20 protein-coding genes are annotated in these 18,557 nt (G+C 73.9%); 13 read left to right on the forward strand and 7 right to left on the reverse strand.

Translation table 11 applies throughout. The features are described 5' to 3' along the window. The first annotated feature begins 116 nt into the window (after nt 1-116). Both ACZ4XX_RS18905 and ACZ4XX_RS18910 read left to right on the forward strand, forming a co-directional pair. Nucleotides 117-704, forward strand: coding sequence for an ArsR/SmtB family transcription factor (locus ACZ4XX_RS18905; RefSeq protein WP_468508986.1), 588 nt, complete (start codon nt 117-119; stop codon nt 702-704). Nucleotides 705-708: 4 nt separating this feature from the next. Beyond that, entirely contained in the window at nt 709-1,134 is a 426-nt protein-coding gene (locus tag ACZ4XX_RS18910; protein ID WP_468508987.1) for a hypothetical protein, read from the forward strand. A gap of 4 nt (nt 1,135-1,138) precedes the next feature. Here ACZ4XX_RS18910 and ACZ4XX_RS18915 read toward each other — a convergent pair whose 3' ends face one another. Further along, a complete protein-coding gene (locus tag ACZ4XX_RS18915) occupies nt 1,139-1,774 on the reverse strand; it encodes a TIGR03085 family metal-binding protein (protein ID WP_468508988.1) in 636 nt (211 codons plus the stop codon). A gap of 84 nt (nt 1,775-1,858) precedes the next feature. Between ACZ4XX_RS18915 and hisI the strand changes: the two genes are divergently transcribed. The 11 genes from hisI (at nt 1,859) to lgt (ending at nt 11,261) form a co-directional block, all read left to right on the forward strand. Beyond that, nucleotides 1,859-2,251, forward strand: a complete 393-nt coding sequence (hisI, locus tag ACZ4XX_RS18920) for a phosphoribosyl-AMP cyclohydrolase (protein ID WP_468508989.1) — start codon at nt 1,859-1,861, stop codon at nt 2,249-2,251. Between the two features lie 11 nt (nt 2,252-2,262). Beyond that, the gene (locus tag ACZ4XX_RS18925) at nt 2,263-3,753 is read left to right on the forward strand and encodes an anthranilate synthase component I (protein WP_468508990.1); all 1,491 of its coding nucleotides are present in this window, start codon (nt 2,263-2,265) and stop codon (nt 3,751-3,753) included. 14 nt (nt 3,754-3,767) lie between these two features. Next, nucleotides 3,768-4,418 (forward strand): TIGR02234 family membrane protein, encoded by a 651-nt coding sequence (locus ACZ4XX_RS18930; RefSeq protein ID WP_468508991.1) that lies wholly within the window; start codon nt 3,768-3,770, stop codon nt 4,416-4,418. Nucleotides 4,419-4,576: 158 nt separating this feature from the next. Further along, nucleotides 4,577-4,825: an HGxxPAAW family protein gene (locus ACZ4XX_RS18935; RefSeq protein WP_468509037.1), complete on the forward strand. Its 249-nt coding sequence runs from the start codon at nt 4,577-4,579 to the stop codon at nt 4,823-4,825. A 386-nt stretch (nt 4,826-5,211) separates the two neighbouring features. Then, nucleotides 5,212-5,631, forward strand: coding sequence for a DUF2752 domain-containing protein (locus ACZ4XX_RS18940; RefSeq protein ID WP_468508992.1), 420 nt, complete (start codon nt 5,212-5,214; stop codon nt 5,629-5,631). A gap of 155 nt (nt 5,632-5,786) precedes the next feature. Continuing rightward, nucleotides 5,787-6,596, forward strand: a complete 810-nt coding sequence (gene trpC / locus ACZ4XX_RS18945) for an indole-3-glycerol phosphate synthase TrpC (RefSeq protein WP_383584462.1) — start codon at nt 5,787-5,789, stop codon at nt 6,594-6,596. A 7-nt stretch (nt 6,597-6,603) separates the two neighbouring features. Continuing rightward, entirely contained in the window at nt 6,604-6,864 is a 261-nt protein-coding gene (gene trpM, locus ACZ4XX_RS18950; RefSeq protein ID WP_468508993.1) for a tryptophan biosynthesis modulator TrpM, read from the forward strand. Between the two features lie 314 nt (nt 6,865-7,178). Continuing rightward, nucleotides 7,179-8,417 carry a tryptophan synthase subunit beta gene (gene trpB / locus ACZ4XX_RS18955; protein WP_468508994.1) on the forward strand — a complete coding sequence of 413 codons (1,239 nt, stop codon included), beginning with the start codon at nt 7,179-7,181 and terminating at the stop codon, nt 8,415-8,417. Next, a complete protein-coding gene (trpA, locus tag ACZ4XX_RS18960) occupies nt 8,414-9,247 on the forward strand; it encodes a tryptophan synthase subunit alpha (protein ID WP_468508995.1) in 834 nt (277 codons plus the stop codon). Before trpB ends, trpA begins: the two co-directional genes overlap by 4 nt. Nucleotides 9,248-9,310: 63 nt before the next feature. After that, nucleotides 9,311-10,168 carry a DsbA family protein gene (locus tag ACZ4XX_RS18965; protein WP_468508996.1) on the forward strand — a complete coding sequence of 286 codons (858 nt, stop codon included), beginning with the start codon at nt 9,311-9,313 and terminating at the stop codon, nt 10,166-10,168. 88 nt (nt 10,169-10,256) lie between these two features. Then, on the forward strand, nt 10,257-11,261 hold the full coding sequence (lgt, locus tag ACZ4XX_RS18970) for a prolipoprotein diacylglyceryl transferase (RefSeq protein ID WP_468508997.1): 1,005 nt from the start codon (nt 10,257-10,259) through the stop codon (nt 11,259-11,261). Between the two features lie 147 nt (nt 11,262-11,408). On the opposite strand, the gene ACZ4XX_RS18975 is transcribed toward lgt, so the two are convergent. From ACZ4XX_RS18975 to ACZ4XX_RS19000, 6 genes are read right to left on the reverse strand one after another with little or no spacing between them, the layout of a single operon-like run. Beyond that, nucleotides 11,409-12,263 (reverse strand): HpcH/HpaI aldolase/citrate lyase family protein, encoded by an 855-nt coding sequence (locus ACZ4XX_RS18975; protein ID WP_468508998.1) that lies wholly within the window; start codon nt 12,261-12,263, stop codon nt 11,409-11,411. Next, entirely contained in the window at nt 12,260-13,564 is a 1,305-nt protein-coding gene (locus ACZ4XX_RS18980) for a CaiB/BaiF CoA transferase family protein (protein WP_468508999.1), read from the reverse strand. The genes ACZ4XX_RS18975 and ACZ4XX_RS18980 overlap by 4 nt, the downstream gene beginning before the upstream one ends. After that, on the reverse strand, nt 13,561-14,499 hold the full coding sequence (gene rbsK, locus ACZ4XX_RS18985; RefSeq protein ID WP_468509000.1) for a ribokinase: 939 nt from the start codon (nt 14,497-14,499) through the stop codon (nt 13,561-13,563). Before rbsK ends, ACZ4XX_RS18980 begins: the two co-directional genes overlap by 4 nt. After that, a complete protein-coding gene (locus ACZ4XX_RS18990) occupies nt 14,496-15,992 on the reverse strand; it encodes an ADP-ribosylglycohydrolase family protein (RefSeq protein WP_468509001.1) in 1,497 nt (498 codons plus the stop codon). Before ACZ4XX_RS18990 ends, rbsK begins: the two co-directional genes overlap by 4 nt. Further along, nucleotides 15,989-17,167 (reverse strand): ADP-ribosylglycohydrolase family protein, encoded by a 1,179-nt coding sequence (locus tag ACZ4XX_RS18995; RefSeq protein ID WP_468509002.1) that lies wholly within the window; start codon nt 17,165-17,167, stop codon nt 15,989-15,991. The genes ACZ4XX_RS18990 and ACZ4XX_RS18995 overlap by 4 nt, the downstream gene beginning before the upstream one ends. Continuing rightward, the gene (locus ACZ4XX_RS19000) at nt 17,124-18,443 is read right to left on the reverse strand and encodes an ADP-ribosylglycohydrolase family protein (RefSeq protein WP_468509038.1); all 1,320 of its coding nucleotides are present in this window, start codon (nt 18,441-18,443) and stop codon (nt 17,124-17,126) included. The genes ACZ4XX_RS18995 and ACZ4XX_RS19000 overlap by 44 nt, the downstream gene beginning before the upstream one ends. Between the last annotated feature and the right edge of the window lie 114 nt (nt 18,444-18,557).

Here is an 18,557-nt window from a genome sequence, read left to right on the forward strand (position 1 = left end):
CGTCGTTCCGCTTGGTGAAGGGCCCCCGCGGGGGCCCTTCCTCTTTGGCCGGATGCGCAGGATCAGTTGCGCAATTCCTGTTGTGCAAGTTTCCTTTCGTATCTAGAGTCATGGACATGACCTCGCCGGAGAACCGCCGGATCACCGATCTCGGCACCCTGAAAGCCATCTCGCACCCGCTGCGGATGCGCCTCTACCGCGCCCTCTTCGTGGCCCGTACCGCCACCGCGTCCCACCTCGCCGACCAGGTCGACGAAGCGGTCTCACTGGTCAGCTACCACCTGCGCAAACTCGCCGAGCACGGTCTCATCGAGGAAGCCGAGACCCAGTCGACGGACGGCCGGGAGAGGTGGTGGCGGCCGAGCTCGTACGGCGTCAGCATCCACGACGAAGACGTCCGCAACAGTCCCGAACTCGTCGCCGCGAGCGACGCCCTCGGCCGCACGATCAACGGACAGCGCGTCGACCTCCACCGCCGCTTCCTCGACGAGCGCCTCAGCTGGTCGGACGAATGGCGCTCCGCCTCCGTCAGCTCCGAGTGGCTTCCGCACCTGACCGCCGCCGAACTCGCCGCCCTCGGCAGGGAACTGGACGCGGTCGTGGAGAAGTACGACCGGCGGGCCCGGGCAGCCGTCGAGGCCGGCGACACCGACGGACGCGAGCACGTCGCCATCCACCTCCACGGCTTCCCGTTCAGGGCGTGACCCGATGGCCACGACCACCGCCACGCCCGCAGCCGCCCGCCCCGCCCACCGCGACCCCCAGGTCCTGCGCTGGCTCGGCGCCTACACCGCCTCCACCCTCGGCGACAGCGTCTACCACCTCGCCTTCACGACGCACCTCCCCGTCGCGGTCGCCGTCGCCCTCGCCGTCGGCCTGCTCGCCGGACTCTCCGGCGCGCTGTGCAACGCCCTCATCCAGACCGAGTGCGACCCCGCCTACCTCGGCCGCGTCACCGCGGTCGCCGGCCTCATGAGCCTCGGCCTCGCGCCGCTCAGCTTCCCGCTCACGGGCGCGGCGATCCAGCTGTGGGGCCTCGAAACGGTCTACGTCGCGAGCGCGGCGGTCTGCGCCCTCGCGGGCCTCTGCACCCTCGCGGTCGCCGCCGTCCGGCGGGTCGAACTGCCCCGCTGACCGCTCAGAGGCCCAGCTGCTTCGTCTCCCGCAGCCGCTCGATCGCCTCCGGCTCCCCGTCCAGCGCCACCTTGGCCGAGTCCTGGCGGCCGAACAGGTACATCGTCAGCTCGCCCGGCTCCCCGGAGACCGTCACCACCGGAGTGCCCCGGTGCGCCACCGCCGTCTGGCCGTTCGGGCGGCGCAGCACCAGGCCCACCGGGACCTTCCGGCCCAGCAGACGGGCGCCGCGCTCCAGGCGGGACCAGAGGGCGTCGGCGAAGACCGGGTCGAGCTCCCGCGCCGACCAGTCGGGCTGGGCGCGGCGCACGTCCTCGGCGTGGACGTAGAACTCGACGACGTTCGCCCCCTCGTCCACCTGCTTGATGGTGAACGGAGAGAACCGCGGCGGCCCCGATCGGATGAGCTGGATCAGCTCCTCGTACGGCTTGTCGGCGAACTCCGCCTGCACCCGCTCCTGCCGGTCCTTCAGCGCCGGTACGAGCGAACCGGCCGCCGCGTCCGGGCGCCGCTCCCGCACCACCACATGGGCGGCGAGATCCCGGGTCCGCCAGCCCTCGCAGAGCGTCGGCGCTTCGGGGCCCGCCGCCTCCAACAGGTCGGCGAGCAGAAGCCGTTCACGTTTGGCATGGGTCGACATGACCGCCAGCGTACGGCGGGTCGCACCGGTCCGCCCAGTGGACGCCCCGCCGGACACCACCCCGCGGCGCGGCACAATGGCGCCATGAGCAGCACGCCCCGGACCCCCAGCGACCTCGACCCGGCCATCGCCGCGCGCCTCAAGCGCGGCGCCGACGGGCTCGTCCCCGCCATCGCCCAGCAGTACGACACCGGCGAGGTGCTGATGCTCGGCTGGATGGACGACGAGGCCCTCCACCGCACCCTCACCACCGGCCGCTGCACCTACTGGTCCCGCAGCCGCCAGGAGTACTGGGTCAAGGGCGACACCTCCGGCCACGTCCAGCACGTCAGGTCCGTCGCCCTCGACTGCGACGCCGACACCGTCCTCGTCACCGTCGACCAGGTCGGCGCCGCCTGCCACACCGGCGCCCGGACCTGCTTCGACGTCGATGTGCTCCCCGTATCCGGGTCCGACGCGGACCCCGTATCCGAGTAGGGTCTGGCGCCATGGATCTCGACACCTTCCGCAAGCTGGCGGCCGACCGCCGCGTCATCCCCGTCAGCCGCCGGCTGCTCGCGGACGGCGACACCCCGGTCGGGCTCTACCGCAAGCTCGCCGCCGAACGGCCCGGCACCTTCCTCCTCGAATCCGCGGAGAACGGCCGCTCCTGGTCCCGGTACTCCTTCATCGGCGTCCGCAGCGACGCGACCCTGACGGTGCGGGACGGCGAGGCCCACTGGCTGGGCACCCCGCCCGTCGGCGTCCCCACCGACGGCGACCCGCTGCAGGCCCTGCGCGCCACCGTCGAGACCCTCCACACCCCCCGCGACCTGGCCTCGGGCATGCCGCCCTTCACCGGCGGCATGGTCGGCTACCTCGGCTACGACATCGTCCGCCGCCTGGAGAAGATCGGCGACTCCACCCGCGACGACCTCCGGCTCCCCGAGCTGACCATGCTCCTCACCAGCGACCTCGCGGTCCTCGACCACTGGGACGGCTCGGTCCTGCTGATCGCCAACGCGATCAACCACAACGACCTGGAGACCGGTGTAGAGGAGGCGTACGCGCACGCCGTCGCCCGTCTCGACGCCATGGAGGCCGACCTGGCCCGCCCGGTCGCCACCGCCCCCACCGCCCTGCCCGCCTCCGCGCTCCCGGAGTTCTCCGCCCTCTGGGGCGGCCGGGCCTACCAGGACGCCGTCGAGGACATCAAGGAGCGCATCCGGGCCGGCGAGGCCTTCCAGGTCGTGCCCTCGCAGCGCTTCGAGACCCCGTGCACCGCCTCCGCGCTCGACGTCTACCGGGTCCTGCGGGCCACCAACCCGTCCCCGTACATGTACCTCTTCCGCTTCGAGAACGGCTTCGACGTCGTCGGATCCAGCCCCGAGGCCCTCGTCAAGGTCGAGGACGGCCACGCGCTGCTCCACCCCATCGCCGGCACCCGGCACCGCGGCGCCACCCCGCAGGAGGACCACGACCTCGCCGAGGAACTGCTCGCCGACCCCAAGGAGCGCGCCGAGCACCTCATGCTGGTCGACCTCGGCCGCAACGACCTCGGCCGCGTCTGCGCGCCCGGCTCGGTCGAGGTCGTCGACTTCATGTCCGTCGAGCGCTACTCGCACGTCATGCACATCGTCTCCACCGTGACCGGCGAGGTCGCCGAGGGCAGGACCGCCTTCGACGTCCTCACCGCCTGCTTCCCGGCCGGCACGCTCTCCGGCGCGCCCAAGCCCCGCGCGATGCAGATCATCGAGGAGCTCGAACCCTCCCGGCGCGGCCTGTACGGCGGATGTGTCGGTTATCTCGATTTCGCCGGCGACGCGGACACGGCCATCGCCATCCGCACCGCCCTGCTCCGTGACGGAACCGCGTATGTGCAGGCCGGAGCGGGTGTCGTCGCCGACTCCGATCCCGTCGCCGAGGACAACGAGTGCCGGAACAAGGCCGCGGCCGTCCTTCGCGCCGTCCACACGGCCAACCGGATGAACGGCGCCTGACCACGTAGGGGATAGTGGGGTACGTGAGTGCCGTACCCGTACCCCAGCCCCGGGCCGCCCGCGCGGCCGTCCCCACCGGCGGCCGCCGCAGCCTGGCCGCGGCCCTCCTCCTCGGTGCCCTCGGCGCCACCGTCGTCCTGCTCTCCGCGGGTCAGATCTGGGCGGAGGGCACCGCGTCCGTCGGCGGCGGCAGCGTCCCCGTCGAGGCCGACGGCGGCACCGTCACCGGTGTGCCGACCGCCCTCGCGATCGTCGGCCTCGCCGCGCTCTTCGCCGTCTTCGCCGTCCGCCGCACCGGCCGCACCCTCGTCTCGGCGCTCCTCGCGCTCAGCGGCGCGGGCGCCGCGCTCGCCGCGGTCCTCGGTGCCTCCGACCGTGCCGCCCTGGACGCCGAGGCCGCCCGCATCAGCGGAGACACCGCCGCCGCCGTGGCCGGCCTGAGCCACACCGTCTGGCCGTACGTGACCGCCGCGGGCGCCGTGCTCATCCTGATCGCCGGCCTCTTCGCGCTGCGCTTCGGCAAGAGCTGGCCCGCGATGGGCGGCCGCTACGAGCGCTCCGGCACCCCCCGGGCCGCACGCAAGAGCCCCACGGCCGACCCGGACCGGCCCGAGGACCTGTGGAAGGCCCTGGACCGCGGCGAGGACCCCACGCACGGGGCCTGACGGGGCGGACCGGCGGACCCCACGAAGCCGCCGACCGCGACGCGTGATCGTCCCGGTACCCCCGATTCACCCTCGCGCGCCCACGTGCGGGACAATGAGCGCCGAGAGTCCGCGCACGCGTGACCTCACCATCGAGCAACTGCAACGAGGAGCAACTCATGGCGGGCAGCGCCCACGGACACACCCCGGCCGCCTGGACCGGTGTCATCATCGCCTTCATCGGCTTCTGCATCGCCGGAGTCTTCATGGTGGCCGCCAACGTGCCCGGTTTCTGGGCCGGCATGGGTGTCATCGTGCTCGGCGGCATCGTCGGCGGTGCGATGAAGGCCGCGGGCCTCGGCATGCCGAAGGAGTCGGCGGCCGTCGCCGCCGCCCGCGAGGTCGCGACCGCGCAGGCCCGTTCCTGACGCGACACGAAGCATCCGAGAGCGCAGTCCGGCCGTGCCGGGCTGCGCTCTCGCGCGTCCGGGGCGAGAATCACCGGGTGGACCCGCAGCCGACGGCCGGAGCCGTGACCGACGCATCCAGCACCCGACCGGGTGAACCTGTGCCACCGGCCGAGCCGGCCCGCGAGGATGCCTCCGCGGCATGTGGGCAGGCCTCCGCGGCGCCGGGGGAGGTCCCTGTCACGCCGGGGGACGCCCCCGCGACGCCGGGGGACGTCCCCGTCACGCTGCCGCAGGGCCACGCGCACGCGTGGCCGGGGGCCGGGGCCGTGACACCTCCGCAGGCGCACACCTGGCCGGGTGAGGGGCACGTGACGCCGCCGGGCCCCTGGGGCCCCGGCGGTCCCATGACGCCACCGCCACCGGCCCGGCCGCTCGCGCGGCGGCTGCTCGCGCCCGTCGCCACACTCGCCGGGGTGGCGGCCGCCTTCGCGTACGTCGGGACCGTCGACCCCAACGAACCCGGGCACTACCCCGTCTGCCCCCTGCTCCGCTTCACCGGCATCTACTGCCCCGGCTGCGGCGGGCTCCGCAGCGCCCACGCCTTCGTCCACGGCGACCTCCCGGCCGCCCTCGGTGCCAACGCCCTCGCCGTCATCGGCTACGGACTCTTCGGCGTCCTCATCGCCGTCTGGCTGATTCGTGCCGTCCGCGGGGCGCCCATGCGCCTCGCGGTCTCCCCGGTCCTCTGGTGGGGGATCGGGGCCGTCCTCGCCCTCTTCACCCTGGTCCGGAACCTTCCCCTCGGCTCCGCGCTGGCCCCCTGAGGGCCCCGCACGGCACCGCGGGGACCCCTCCGGGAGTCCCAGCAGGTGGGACGCGACTCCGGCCGATGCGAGTCCGGGGCCGTCCTGCGGATAGGATCGATGTGGCTGAACCTGGTTCATCATCACCATCACCGTCCCGGAAGGGGGCCCCTCGCGTGAGTGTGCTCGACGAGATCATCGAAGGCGTACGCGCCGACCTCGCAGAGCGGCAGGCGCGGGTCACCCTCGACGAGCTCAAGGAGCGCGCCGCCAAGGCGCCGCAGGCCAAGGACGGCGTCGCCGCACTGCGCGGCGACGGCGTCAAGGTGATCTGCGAGGTCAAGCGCTCCAGCCCGTCCAAGGGCGCGCTCGCCGCGATCGCCGACCCGGCCGGACTCGCCGCGGACTACGAGGCGGGCGGCGCGGCCGTCATCTCCGTCCTCACCGAGCAGCGCCGCTTCGGCGGCTCGCTCGCGGACCTGGAGGCCGTGCGGGCCAAGGTCGACATCCCGGTCCTGCGCAAGGACTTCATCGTCACCGCGTACCAGCTCTGGGAAGCACGGGCGTACGGAGCGGATCTCGCGCTCCTCATCGTCGCCGCCCTGGAGCAGGAGGCCCTCGTCTCCCTCATCGAGCGCGCCGAGTCCATCGGACTCACCCCGCTCGTCGAGGTCCACGACGAGGACGAGGTCGAGCGTGCCGTCGAGGCGGGCGCCCGCATCATCGGCGTCAACGCGCGCAACCTGAAGACCCTCAAGGTCGACCGCTCCACCTTCGAGCGCGTCGCCCCCGAGATCCCCGCGCACATCGTCAAGATCGCCGAGTCCGGCGTCCGCGGCCCGCACGACCTCATCGCCTACGCCAACGCCGGCGCCGACGCGGTCCTGGTCGGCGAGTCCCTCGTCACCGGCCGCGACCCGAAGGCCGCCGTCGCCGACCTGGTCGCCGCCGGCGCCCACCCGGCACTGCGGCACGGCCGGAGCTGACCGCGTCATGACCCGCCGCCGCGCCATGCCGACCCGTCCGGGCACCGCCCGGGGGGCCGTCGGCGTGCCCGGCGGCCGGCTGCGCATCGCAGCCGCGCCCGTACCCGCGCCGCACGCCCCGCTGGCCAGGGGCTGCCGTCCGCGTGGCTGCCGAGCGCCCGCCCGCCGTGTCCACGGTCGCCGGGTGCGGTACGTCATCGGGGACGAGCCCGGCCAGGTCAACGGCATGCGATGGCGCCCGCGCCTCGCGCGCACCTCCACGAACTGACGCAGCCGCCCAGCGACCGAGCCCTGGCCTTCGGCGCCCCTCACGGGCGCCGAGCCGTCGCTCCGTCGTTGCCGGGTACCGCAGCCCACCGCCGCGTGGGCGCCGCACCGCTGCCCTCCCTGCCCACCCCCGTGTGGGCAGTCGTCCCGCTCGGGGGTCTCCCCCGGACGAGTTCTCGGGGGAGGAACAGACGCCCACAACGAGGGGCGGCGCAGCCCGCCATGGCGTCGGCGGATGTGAGGGGTCGTGCGCATACCGTGACCATCGACCGCACGTAAAGACACGGGGCGCCACGCCCCGCGAGGAGCATCCGCATGTCCAGCGAGTTCTTCATTCCAGACCCGGAGGGTCAGGTCCCCACCCCCGAGGGCTACTTCGGCGCCTACGGCGGCAAGTTCATCCCCGAGGCCCTCGTCGCCGCCGTCGACGAGGTCGCCGTCGAGTACGACAAGGCCAAGGCCGACCCGGAGTTCGCCCGCGAGCTCAACGCCCTGATGGTCGACTACACGGGCCGTCCGAGCGCCCTCACCGAGGTGCCCCGGTTCGCCGAGCACGCCGGCGGCGCCCGGATCTTCCTCAAGCGCGAGGACCTGAACCACACCGGTTCGCACAAGATCAACAACGTGCTCGGTCAGGCCCTGCTCACCAAGCGCATGGGCAAGACCCGTGTCATCGCCGAGACCGGCGCCGGTCAGCACGGCGTGGCCACCGCCACCGCCTGCGCCCTCTTCGGCCTCGACTGCACCATCTACATGGGCGAGGTCGACACCCAGCGCCAGGCCCTCAACGTGGCCCGGATGCGGATGCTCGGCGCCGAGGTCGTGGCCGTGAAGTCCGGCAGCCGTACCCTGAAGGACGCCATCAACGAGGCGTTCCGCGACTGGGTCGCCAACGTGGACCGGACGCACTACCTGTTCGGCACCGTGGCCGGTCCGCACCCCTTCCCCGCCATGGTCCGCGACTTCCACCGCGTCATCGGCGTCGAGGCCCGCCGCCAGATCCTGGAGCGCGCCGGCCGCCTCCCCGACGCGGCGATCGCCTGCGTCGGCGGCGGCTCCAACGCCATCGGCCTCTTCCACGCCTTCGTCCCCGACGCGGACGTCCGCCTGATCGGCTGCGAGCCGGCCGGCCACGGCGTCGAGACCGGCGAGCACGCGGCCACCCTCACCGCCGGCGAGCCCGGCATCCTGCACGGTTCGCGGTCGTACGTCCTCCAGGACGAGGAGGGCCAGATCACCGAGCCCTACTCGATCTCGGCGGGCCTCGACTACCCGGGCATCGGCCCGGAGCACGCGTACCTGAAGGACAGCGGGCGCGGCGAGTACCGGGCCGTCACCGACGACGCCGCCATGCAGGCGCTGCGGCTGCTCTCCCGTACCGAGGGGATCATCCCGGCCATCGAGTCGGCGCACGCTCTCGCAGGGGCCCTGGAGGTCGGCAAGGAGCTCGGCAAGGACGCCCTGCTCCTCGTGAACCTCTCCGGGCGCGGCGACAAGGACATGGACACGGCCGCCCGCTACTTCGGCCTGTACGACGGGGAGGATTCCAAGTGACGACCGGCAACATCCAGCTGCTCAGCGACACCCTCGCCAAGGCGAAGGCGGACAACCGGGCCGCGCTCATCGCGTACCTCCCGGCGGGCTTCCCGACCGTCGACGGCGGCATCGCGGCGATCAAGGCCGTCTTCGACGGCGGCGCGGACGTGGTCGAGGTCGGCCTTCCGCACAGTGACCCGGTGCTCGACGGGCCGGTCATCCAGACCGCCGACGACATCGCCCTGCGCGGCGGCGTCAAGATCGCCGACGTCATGCGGACGGTCCGCGAGGCCCACGAGGCCACCGGGAAGCCGGTCCTCGTCATGACGTACTGGAACCCGATCGACCGCTACGGCATCGAGCGCTTCACCGAGGAGCTCGCCGCGGCCGGCGGCGCGGGCTGCATCCTGCCCGACCTGCCGGTCCAGGAGTCCTCGGTCTGGCGCGAGCACGCCGACAAGCACGGTCTCGCCACCGTCTTCGTCGTCGCGCCCAGCAGCAAGGACGAGCGCCTCGCCACCATCACGTCGGCCGGCTCCGGCTTCGTCTACGCGGCCTCCCTCATGGGGGTCACCGGCACCCGCGAGTCGGTCGGCCAGGAGGCCGCCGACCTGGTCCGCCGTACCCGGGCGACCTCTCCTGCCCACCGCGGGCTCCCCGTCTGCGTCGGTCTGGGCGTCTCCAACGCCACCCAGGCCAAGGAGGTCGCGGTCTTCGCCGACGGCGTCATCGTCGGCTCCGCGTTCGTGAAGCGGATCCTCGACGCCGACGGCGACGAGGCCGCGGGACTCGCCGCCGTAAGGGAACTGGCGGCCGAACTCGCCGAGGGCGTCCGGCGCGTTTCGTAACCCATCCGGGTGGATCTGCGACCGGGGAGGCATGCACGTGCCTCCCCGGTTCGTTTCCGAGGCGTGAGCCAGAAGAACAGTGGTGACGGTAATCGGAGTGCGCGGGAGCGTCTCCAGCAGCAGCGCGAGCGCGAGAAGGCCCGCGAGAAGCAGCGGCGGATCCTGATCGTGTCGGCGGCGGTGGTCGGCGTCCTCGGACTGGCCGCGGTCGTCGGCGTGATCGCCGCGGGCGGCGACAAGGACAGCGGATCCGACAAGGCGGGCCCGGTCGTCGCGCCCACGGGAGCGACCGAGGAGGACGGCAAGCCCGCGATTCCCGCCGGGGCGTCGGACGCGCCGTCGACGCTGGCGATCTGGGAGGACTTCCGGTGCCCGGCGTGCGCCCAGTTCGAGAACGCGTTCCGGGACACCATCCACGAGCTGGAGGCCGCGGGCGCGCTCAGGACCGAGTACCACCTCGCCACCCTCATCGACGGGAACATGGGCGGCAGCGGCTCCCTGCGCGCGGCGAACGCCGCCGCGTGCGCCCAGGACGCGGGGAAGTTCACCGCGTACCACGACACGCTCTACATCAACCAGCCGCCGGAGACGGACGACACCTTCGGCGACAACGCCAAGCTGATCGAGCTGGCGGCGAAGGTGCCGGGGCTCGACACGCCCGCCTTCCGCAGCTGTGTGAACGACGGCACGCACGACAGCTGGGTGGTCAAGTCGAACGAGGCCTTCCAGAACGGCGGCTTCCGCGGCACGCCGTCCGTCCTGCTCAACGGCGAATCGATCTTCCCGCAGAAGGGGAACGAGCAGATCTCCCCGGACAACCTGAAGAAGTGGGTCGCCGAGGCCAACAAGGGCAAGAAGCCCGGCACGGCGGCTCCGACGACCGCCCCGGCGGCCTCCCCGGGCTCTCCCTCGGCGGGCTGAGCCGCCGCCTCCGGCCCGGGTTAGTTACCCATACGTTGCCGGGCGGGCTGCCGTCCCGCCCGCCCGGCAGGGTAGCGTCGGTCCTGCCATGGACCTTGCCTACATTCCCAGCCCGTCGACCGGCGTGATCAACCTCGGACCGATCCCGCTGCGCGGCTATGCCTTCTGCATCATCATCGGTGTCTTCGTCGCCGTCTGGTACGGCAACAAGCGCTGGATCGCCCGGGGCGGCACCGCCGGCACCGTGGCCGACATCGCCGTCTGGGCGGTGCCCTTCGGCCTCGTCGGCGGACGCCTCTACCACGTGATCACCGACTACCAGCTGTACTTCAGCGAGGGTGAGAACTGGGTCGACGCCTTCAAGATCTGGGAGGGCGGCCTCGGTATCTGGGGCGCCATCGCGCTCGGCGCGGTGGGTGCCTGGATCGGCTGCCGCCGGCGGGGCGTCCCGCTCCCGGCGTACGCCGACGCCATCGCCCCCGGAATCGCGTTCGCCCAGGCCATCGGCCGCTGGGGCAACTGGTTCAACCAGGAGCTGTACGGCAAGCCGACCGATCTGCCCTGGGCCCTGAAGATCACCGAGAGCGCGAACCGCGAGGCCGGGCTGTACCACCCGACCTTCCTGTACGAGTCGCTCTGGTGCATCGGTGTCGCGGTCCTGGTCATCTGGGCCGACCGCCGCTTCAAGCTCGGCCACGGACGCGCCTTCGCGCTGTACGTCGCCGCGTACTGCGCGGGCCGGGCCTGGATCGAGTACATGCGCGTCGACGAGGCACACCACGTGCTCGGCCTGCGGCTGAACGTGTGGACGGCGATCGTCGTCTTCGTGCTCGCGGTGGTCTACATGGTGATCTCGGCGCGGATCCGCCCGGGCCGCGAGGAGATCGTCGAGCCGAAGGCCGCGAAGGCGGCCGCCGGCAAGGCGGACGCGAAGGCTGCCGACGGCGACGACGCGGAGCCCGCCGACGCCGCGGATGCCGCCGAGGACGCCGTAACGGACGGCCTCCCGGACACCGGGAAGGACGCCGGGACCTCCGACGGGGACGTGGAGCACGGGGCCGACAACGGCGCCGGGTCCGCCGCCAAGGGCTGATCCCCCCCCGCAAGCCGGTCGAAGGGCCGTCGGGACCGCGAGGTCCCGGCGGCCCTTCCGCATGCCCGGGTACGGGAGTCGGGCGTCCGGACACGGGACCCGGCGCGTGCCCGGGTACGGACCCGGACGCATGACCGGATGCCGGAGTCAGGCCGTCCGGGTCGCGAGGGCGAGGGTCCGGTGGGCGCCCGCGACCACCGCCGCGTCCACGAAGCGCCCGTCGGGGAGGGCGAGGGCGCCCCGCTCCGGGCCGGCCGCCGCGACGACCTCCCGCGCCGCGTCGACCTCCTCGGGGGTGGGGAGATAGGCGCGCTCGATGACCGGGAGCTGGCGGGGGTGGATGGCCGCCCGGCCGAAGAAGCCCATGGCCCGGCCCCGTGCGCAGCCCGCGGCCAGCGCCTCCAGGTCGCCGATGTCGGGATGGACCGACTGGGCGGGGGGCGGGAGGGCGGCCGCGCGGGCCGCGATCACCACCCGGCCGCGCGACCAGTCCAGGCCGCAGTCCTCCGGCACCCCCAGGTCCGCGCGGAGATCGGCCTCGCCGAGCGCGATGCCGCGGACGGCGGGGTGGGCGGTGGCGATGGCGTACGCGTGCTCGACGGCCAGGGCGTTCTCCAGGAGCGGGTAGAGCGGGAGGCCCGGGGCGAGCTCGACGAGCCGGTGGATGTCAGTGGCGTGTGTCACCTTGGGGACACGAAGACCGTGGAGGCCGGGGAGGAGGGCCAGGGTGGGGATGTCGCGCGGGGTGTGGACGCGGACGTGGACCGGGACGGGGTGCGGGTCCGCGAGCAGGTCGGCCGTGGCGTCGAGGGCGTACGCCTTGCGGTGCGGGGCGACCGCGTCCTCCAGATCGACGATGACGACGTCGGCGCCGGAGGTCAGGGCCTTGCGGACCACGTCGGGGCGGTCGCCGGGGGCGTACAGCCAGGTGAGAGCGGGTGGCCAGGGCGAGCGGCGCGTCGTGCCGTTCGTGCGGGCCGGGGTCTCGCTGATGTGGCTCATACCGCTCCCTGCTCGCGGAGGCTGCCGATCTCGGCAGGCGTGAGGCCGATCTCGGAGAGGACGGCGGTCGTGTCGGCGCCGTGGGGCCGGCCGGGCCAGCGGATGGCGCCGGGCGTCTCGGAGAGGCGGAAGAGGACGTTCTGCATCTTGATCGGGCCGAGTTCGGGGTCCTGCACCTCGGTGACGGTGCCGAGCGCCTGGTACTGGGGGTCGGCGACGACGTCCCGGATGTCGTAGACCGGGGCGATCGCCGCCTCGGCCTTCTCGAACGCGGCCATCGCCTCGTCCCGGGTGTGGCGGGCGATCCACGAGCCGACCACCTCGTCCAGGACGTCCGCGTGCTCGGCCCGTCCCGTGCCGTCGGCGAACCACGGCTCGTCGATCAGATCGGGGCGGCCCACCAGGACCATGACGCGCTCGGCGATGGACTGGGCGGAGGTGGAGACGGCGACCCAGGAGTCGTCCGAGGTGCGGTACGTGTTGCGGGGGGCGTTGTTGCGGGAGCGGTTGCCCGTTCGGGGCTGGACATAGCCGAGCTGGTCGTACCAGAGGGAGTGGGGCCCGATGACCGAGAGCATCGGTTCGATGATCGCCATGTCGACGACCTGGCCGCGTCCGGTCGTGGTCCTCGCGGTGAGCGCGGTCATCACCGCGTACGCCGTGGCCAGGGCGGCGATCGAGTCGGCCAGGCCGAAGGGGGGCAGGGTGGGCGGGCCCTCGGGCTCGCCGGTGATGGCGGCGAAACCGCTCATCGCCTCGGCGAGGGTGCCGAAGCCGGGGCGGTGGGCGTACGGGCCGAACTGGCCGAAGCCGGTGACCCGGGCGAGGACCAGGCGCGGGTTGACGGTGGAGAGCTCCTCCCAGCCGAGACCCCAGCGTTCCAGGGTGCCGGGGCGGAAGTTCTCCACGATCACGTCGGCGTCGGCGGCGAGCGCGAGAAGGGTGTCACGGCCGCCGGGGGCCGACAGATCGAGGGTGATCGTCCGCTTGTTGCGGCCGAGGACCTTCCACCAGAGACCGATGCCGTCCTTGGCGGGGCCGTGTCCGCGGGACGGGTCGGGCTTGCGGGGGTGCTCGACCTTGACGACGTCGGCGCCGAAGTCGCCGAGCATCGTCGCGGCGAGGGGGCCGGCGAAGAGGGTCGCGAGATCCAGGACGCGCAGACCGTGCAGGGGCGCCTGCGGAGCGGGGGCGGCGGTGGGCCCGGCCGGGGCGGTCGGAGCGGGCGAGGTGGGCGAGGTGGGGGTGTGCGGCGGCGTGGAGCTGTGCGGTGGCATGGAGCTGTGCTGCGTGGGGGTCATGCGGGGTCGGTCTCCTTCTCGTCCGTGTCCTCGGTCCCGCCGAGGGAGCCGAAGGCGGCCTCGATCTCCGTGCGGTAGGGCATCGACGTCGACGCGCCCTCGCGCTGGACGGAGAGCGCGGCGGCGGCTCCCGCCCAGGCGAGGGCCTCGGGGGCGGGGCGTCCCTCGCCGAGGGCGACCACCAGCGCTCCGACGAAGGTGTCGCCGGCCGCGGTGGTGTCCACGGCCCGGACCCGGGGCGCGGGCACCAGCACCGGATCGGCGCCCCGCACCGCGTACAGGCTGCCGGCCGCCCCCAGGGTGACGACGACCTCGGGGACGTCCCGGAGCAGGGCGAGGGCGGACTCGCGGGGGTCGGTCAGGCCGGTGAGCGCGGCGGCCTCGTGTTCGTTGGGCACCAAAAGGTCGATGGTGGCGAGCAGTTCGGGAGGGAGTGGCTGGACGGGCGCGGGCGTGAGGACGGTACGGACGCCGAGGCGGCGGGCGGTCGCGGCGCCCTCCACGACGACGGAGAGGGGGAGTTCGAGCTGGAGGAGCAGGGTGTCGGCGGTGCCGATGAGGGCCTCGTCGCCGTGGTCGAGGGAGGTGACGGTGCCGTTCGCGCCGGGGACGACGACGATCGCGTTGCCGCCCTCGTCGTCGACGACGATGTGCGCGGTGCCGGAGGCGCCCTCGGCGGTGCGCAGGAGGTCGGTGTCCACCGAGCAGTGTTCGAGGGTGGCCCGGAGCCGGGTGCCGAAGTCGTCGGCGCCGACCGCGCCGATCATCGACACCTCGCCGCCGGCGCGCGCGGCGGCGACGGCCTGGTTGGCGCCCTTGCCGCCGGGGATCGTACGGAAGGCGCGGCCGGTGACGGTTTCGCCGAGGGCCGGGGCTCTCTGGACGTAGGCGACGAGGTCCATGTTGGTGCTGCCGAGTACGACGATGCTGGTCATGGGCGTACTGCCTCCAGGTGGGTCAGTTCGGCCAGGGTGTCGAAGCCGATGCCGTCGAAGGACGGGACGGAGGTCGCGAGACGGTTCTTGAGGGGGGAGGTCCAGCGTTCCGGCAGCCGGTCGGGGTGCCCGGCGAGCAGCCCGGCGACCGAACCGGCGGTGGCGCCGTTGGAGTCGGTGTCCCAGCCGCCGGAGACCGCCGCGCAGATGGAGCGGGTGAAGTCGCCGTCGGCGTGGGTGAGGGCGGCGGCGAGCAGGGCGGCGTTGGGGACGGCATGCACCCAGTGGTACCCGCCGAGTTCGGTGTGCAGGCGGTCGACCACGGTGTCGAAGTCGGGGGTGTCGTGGGCGAGTCCGATGCCTCGGCGGACGGCCTGCGCGAGGCGGGAACGCGGGGGGATCACGGCGAGGCCCTCGGCGAGCGACCGGTGGACGTCGGCGGCGCCGGTCGCGGCGGTGGCGAGGGTGGCGGCGACGAACATGGCGCCGTAGACGCCGTTCGCCGTGTGGGTGAGGGTCGCGTCCCGGTACGCCTGCCCGGCGGCGGCGACCGGGTCGCCCGGGTGGGTCCAGCCGTGGACGTCGGCCCGGATCTGGGCGCCGATCCACTCGCGGAACGGGTTGCGGTGGACGGCGGTCAGCGGGGGTTCGATCCCGTCGAGGAGATTGCGGTAGGCCACGCGCTCGGCCGTGAACGTGCGGCCGGCGGGAAGCTCGTCGAGCCAGAGGCGGGCGACGTCGGCGGTGGTGAAGCCGCGGCCGTGGCGCTGGAGGAGCAGCAGGTTGAGGAGGGGGTAGTTGAGGTCGTCGTCCTCGGGCATCCCGTCGATGTTCTCGGCGAGGGAGGTGAGGGCGGAGCGGCGGTTCCAGGGGTGGGCGGCGAGCAGCTCGGGCGGGACGCCGCGGGCGGTGAACCAGGTGGAGAGGGGCCAGTTGCCGGTGGCGCGGGCGAGGTCGCGGATGGCGGTGAGGGGGAGCTTCTCGACGGGCTTGCCGAGGAGACAGCCGGCGGCTCGGCCGAGCCAGGCGGCGTGCAGACGGTCGCGCAGGGTGGTGTCCTCGCCCCCGGCAGCGGGGGCGGGGTGGTCCCGTCGGGCGGGGGCGGGGGCGGGGGCGGGGGCGGGGGCGGGGGAGCCGGGACCCGGCACCGTGTGCTGTGCCCGCCCCTCCCCGGGCTCCTCCCGGGGCCGCCCCCGCCGCACTGCGGGCCGATGGCCCACGGCGGTGAGGGCACGGATCCCGGCGAGGTCGGTCGGCTCCCGCGCCGACAGGGGGGTGGGGAGGGCCGACAGGGCGGTGAGGAGGGAGTCCGCCAGGGGGCGGAGCTCCGGGAGGGGTGCCTCGGAAGCGCCGGCCGTACGCGGGGCGGGCGGGCCGCCCGCCGCGGCCCAGCGGGCCGCGACGGCGCGGGCGTCCCGGCCGTCCTCCGCCGCCTGGCGGAGTTCATGGCCCAGGAGGTCCTCCGGCTGGACCCAGGTCAGGCGGAGGTTCATCGGGCGGCCGTGCCCGTCAGGGTCGCGAACGCCTGCTCGTGGGCCCGGCGGTGTCTCCTGTCCTGGGCGAAGATCTCGTGGGTCACCTCCGTCAGGGCCCGCGCCGGGGCGTGCAGGTCCAGCCGGCTCGCCTCCGCCACCCGCTTCGCCCACTCCGCCGGCACCGCCTGCTCCCCGTGCAGCGCGCCCACGATCGCGCCCGCCATCGTGGCGATCGAGTCGCAGTCACGGCCGTAGTTGACGGAGCCCAGGACCGTACGCCGGTAGTCGCCCTCTCCGACGAGCAGCATGCCGAGGGCGATCGGGAGTTCCTCGATCGCGTGGAGGCGGGAGGGGCGACGGGCGCCGAGGGAGGGGGAGCGGTAGTCGGGGCCGACCGAGTCGAAGGGGGCGACCGCCTTGCGGAGCGGCGTCAGCGCCGACTCGAAGTCCCGGTGCCGGGAAGCCACTTCCGCGACCTCCTCGATCGCCGCCCGTGTTCCGTCCTTCGCCAGCGACAGGGCCGTGTCGACCACGGATTCCGGCGTGGCACCGGGGACGCACGCCGCCGCCACCGCCGCCGCGAACACTCCCGCAGCCTCGCGGCCGTACGAGGACTGGTGCGCGCCCGCGATGTCGAGGGCCTCGGCGTACGCGGCCTCGGGGTGGGCGGCGTTGACGAGCCCGACCGGTGCCATGTACATCGCGGCACCGCAGTTGACGATGTTGCCGCTGCCGGCCTCGCGCGGGTCCACATGGCCGTAGTGGATGCGTGCCACCAGCCACTTCTCCGCCAGGAAGATCCGCTGGAGCGGGAGGGCCTCCGCCTCCAGCTCCGGGATCCAGACGGGGTTGCCCATGAGGTCCGGGACGAGGTGGTCCGCGACCGCGTACGCGTCGAGGTGGCCGCGGACCTTCTCGTACACCCGGATCAGCGCATGGGTCATCAAGGTGTCGTCGGTGACGTGCCCGTCGCCCTTGTGGTACGGGGCGATGGGGCGGGCGGTACGCCACTCGTCGCCGTTCCACGGGCCGACGATCCCGGTGACGCGGCCGCCGTGGCGTTCCAGGATCTGCTGGGGGGTGTAGCCCTCGACGGGGCCGCCGAGCGCGTCGCCGACGGCGGCCCCGAGGAGACTGCCGGTGATCCGGTCATCCAGTGGGGGCGTCACTGCTTGGGGTGTTGTGGGTGTCATGTCGGGATTGTCCACCCGGGGTGGGTGGTTCCGTGGCTGCGAGCAGCCCGGCGAGTTCGACCAGATCCGTTCCCGCGAGTCGGGGCAGCGCGCAGCCCGCGAGGGTCCGGCACGCCTCGCGCCAGCTCGCCGGCACCGAACGGCCCCCGCCCAGCGCCCCGGTGAGCGCTCCGGCCAGCGCGGGCGCGGAGTCGGCGACCCGGGAGAGACAGGCGGCGGCCGGGACCGCGGCCGTCATCTCGCCCCGGGCGGCGGTCGCCAGGGCGAGCGCCACCGGGACGGTCTCGGCGGCGGCGATGCCGTAGCTGTAGACGTGGTCCACGATCTGGTGCTCCAGGAGCGGGACCAGCTCGAAGGCCGAGGCCGCGGTCCGGGCCAGCTTCACCGCGTACCGGGCGTTGCGGCCGATCTCGGTGACGGGCGGGAGTTCGGCGAGCGCCGCCTCGACGGCCTCGTCGACCGCCGCCCCGCCGAGGGCCGCGGCGACGGCCGCCGCCATCGCGCGGGCACCGTGGACGCCGTCGCCGTCCTGGGTGTACCGGGCGTCGAACTCGGCGAGTTCGGCTGCGGCACGGGGGGCGCCGGGGTGGACCACGGCCAGCACGACGGCCCGGACGCAGGCCGCGTCGTCGAAGAAGTGCGGGTTGTCGTGGCCGGTCGCGGGGGGACGCAGACCGGTCGCGAGATTGCCGAGGCCCGCGCGGACGGAGATCCGGGCGCGGAGCGGGAGAACGGCGGACTCGACCTCGGGAGCCCGTTCCGCCGCGGCGGCGACCTGTCCGGCGAGGGCGTTCCAGGCGAGGTCGACGGCGGCGCGGAGACGGCGCTCCGCGGGGAGGCCGGTGAGGACCGGGCCCGAGGCGGTGAGGATCGCCTCCGCGGTGAAGACCGCCCATTCGGCGTCGTCGGAGGGGCCGAGACGGAGGGGCTCGGGGGGCTGGTTGAGGGCGATGGGGACGGGGAGGGTGGTCGTGGCGTTCTGCTCGGCGAAGGTGTCGAGCTCGCGGGTGAGCCGGCGGGTCCATTCGGGCATGCGGGCGGCGCGGTGCCTGGCGGCCGGCCACCCCGCGGCGTCGCCTGCGGCGAGGCCGAGGAGGAGGCCCTCGACCGCGTCGCGCGTGGCTCTGCGGAGGTCCTCGGGGTGCGGGGCCTCCTGGGTGCCGCCCCAGGAACCCGTGCCGCGGACCGGCGCCGGGGGCTTCGGGGCGAGCCCCAGCGGGTCGGCCGCCGGCACCGTGTCCCGTGGGTCGCCGGGCAAGGGACCGGGACCCGGCACCGGGTGCAGTGCCCGCTCTGCTCCGGACTCCGTCCGGGAGTGCCCCCACCGTCCTGCCGGACGATCGCCCACGGTGGTGGCGGCGTCGGCCGCGCCCGCGGCGGACCGGAAGGC

Source organism: Streptomyces sp. NPDC029956, assembly GCF_055574655.1.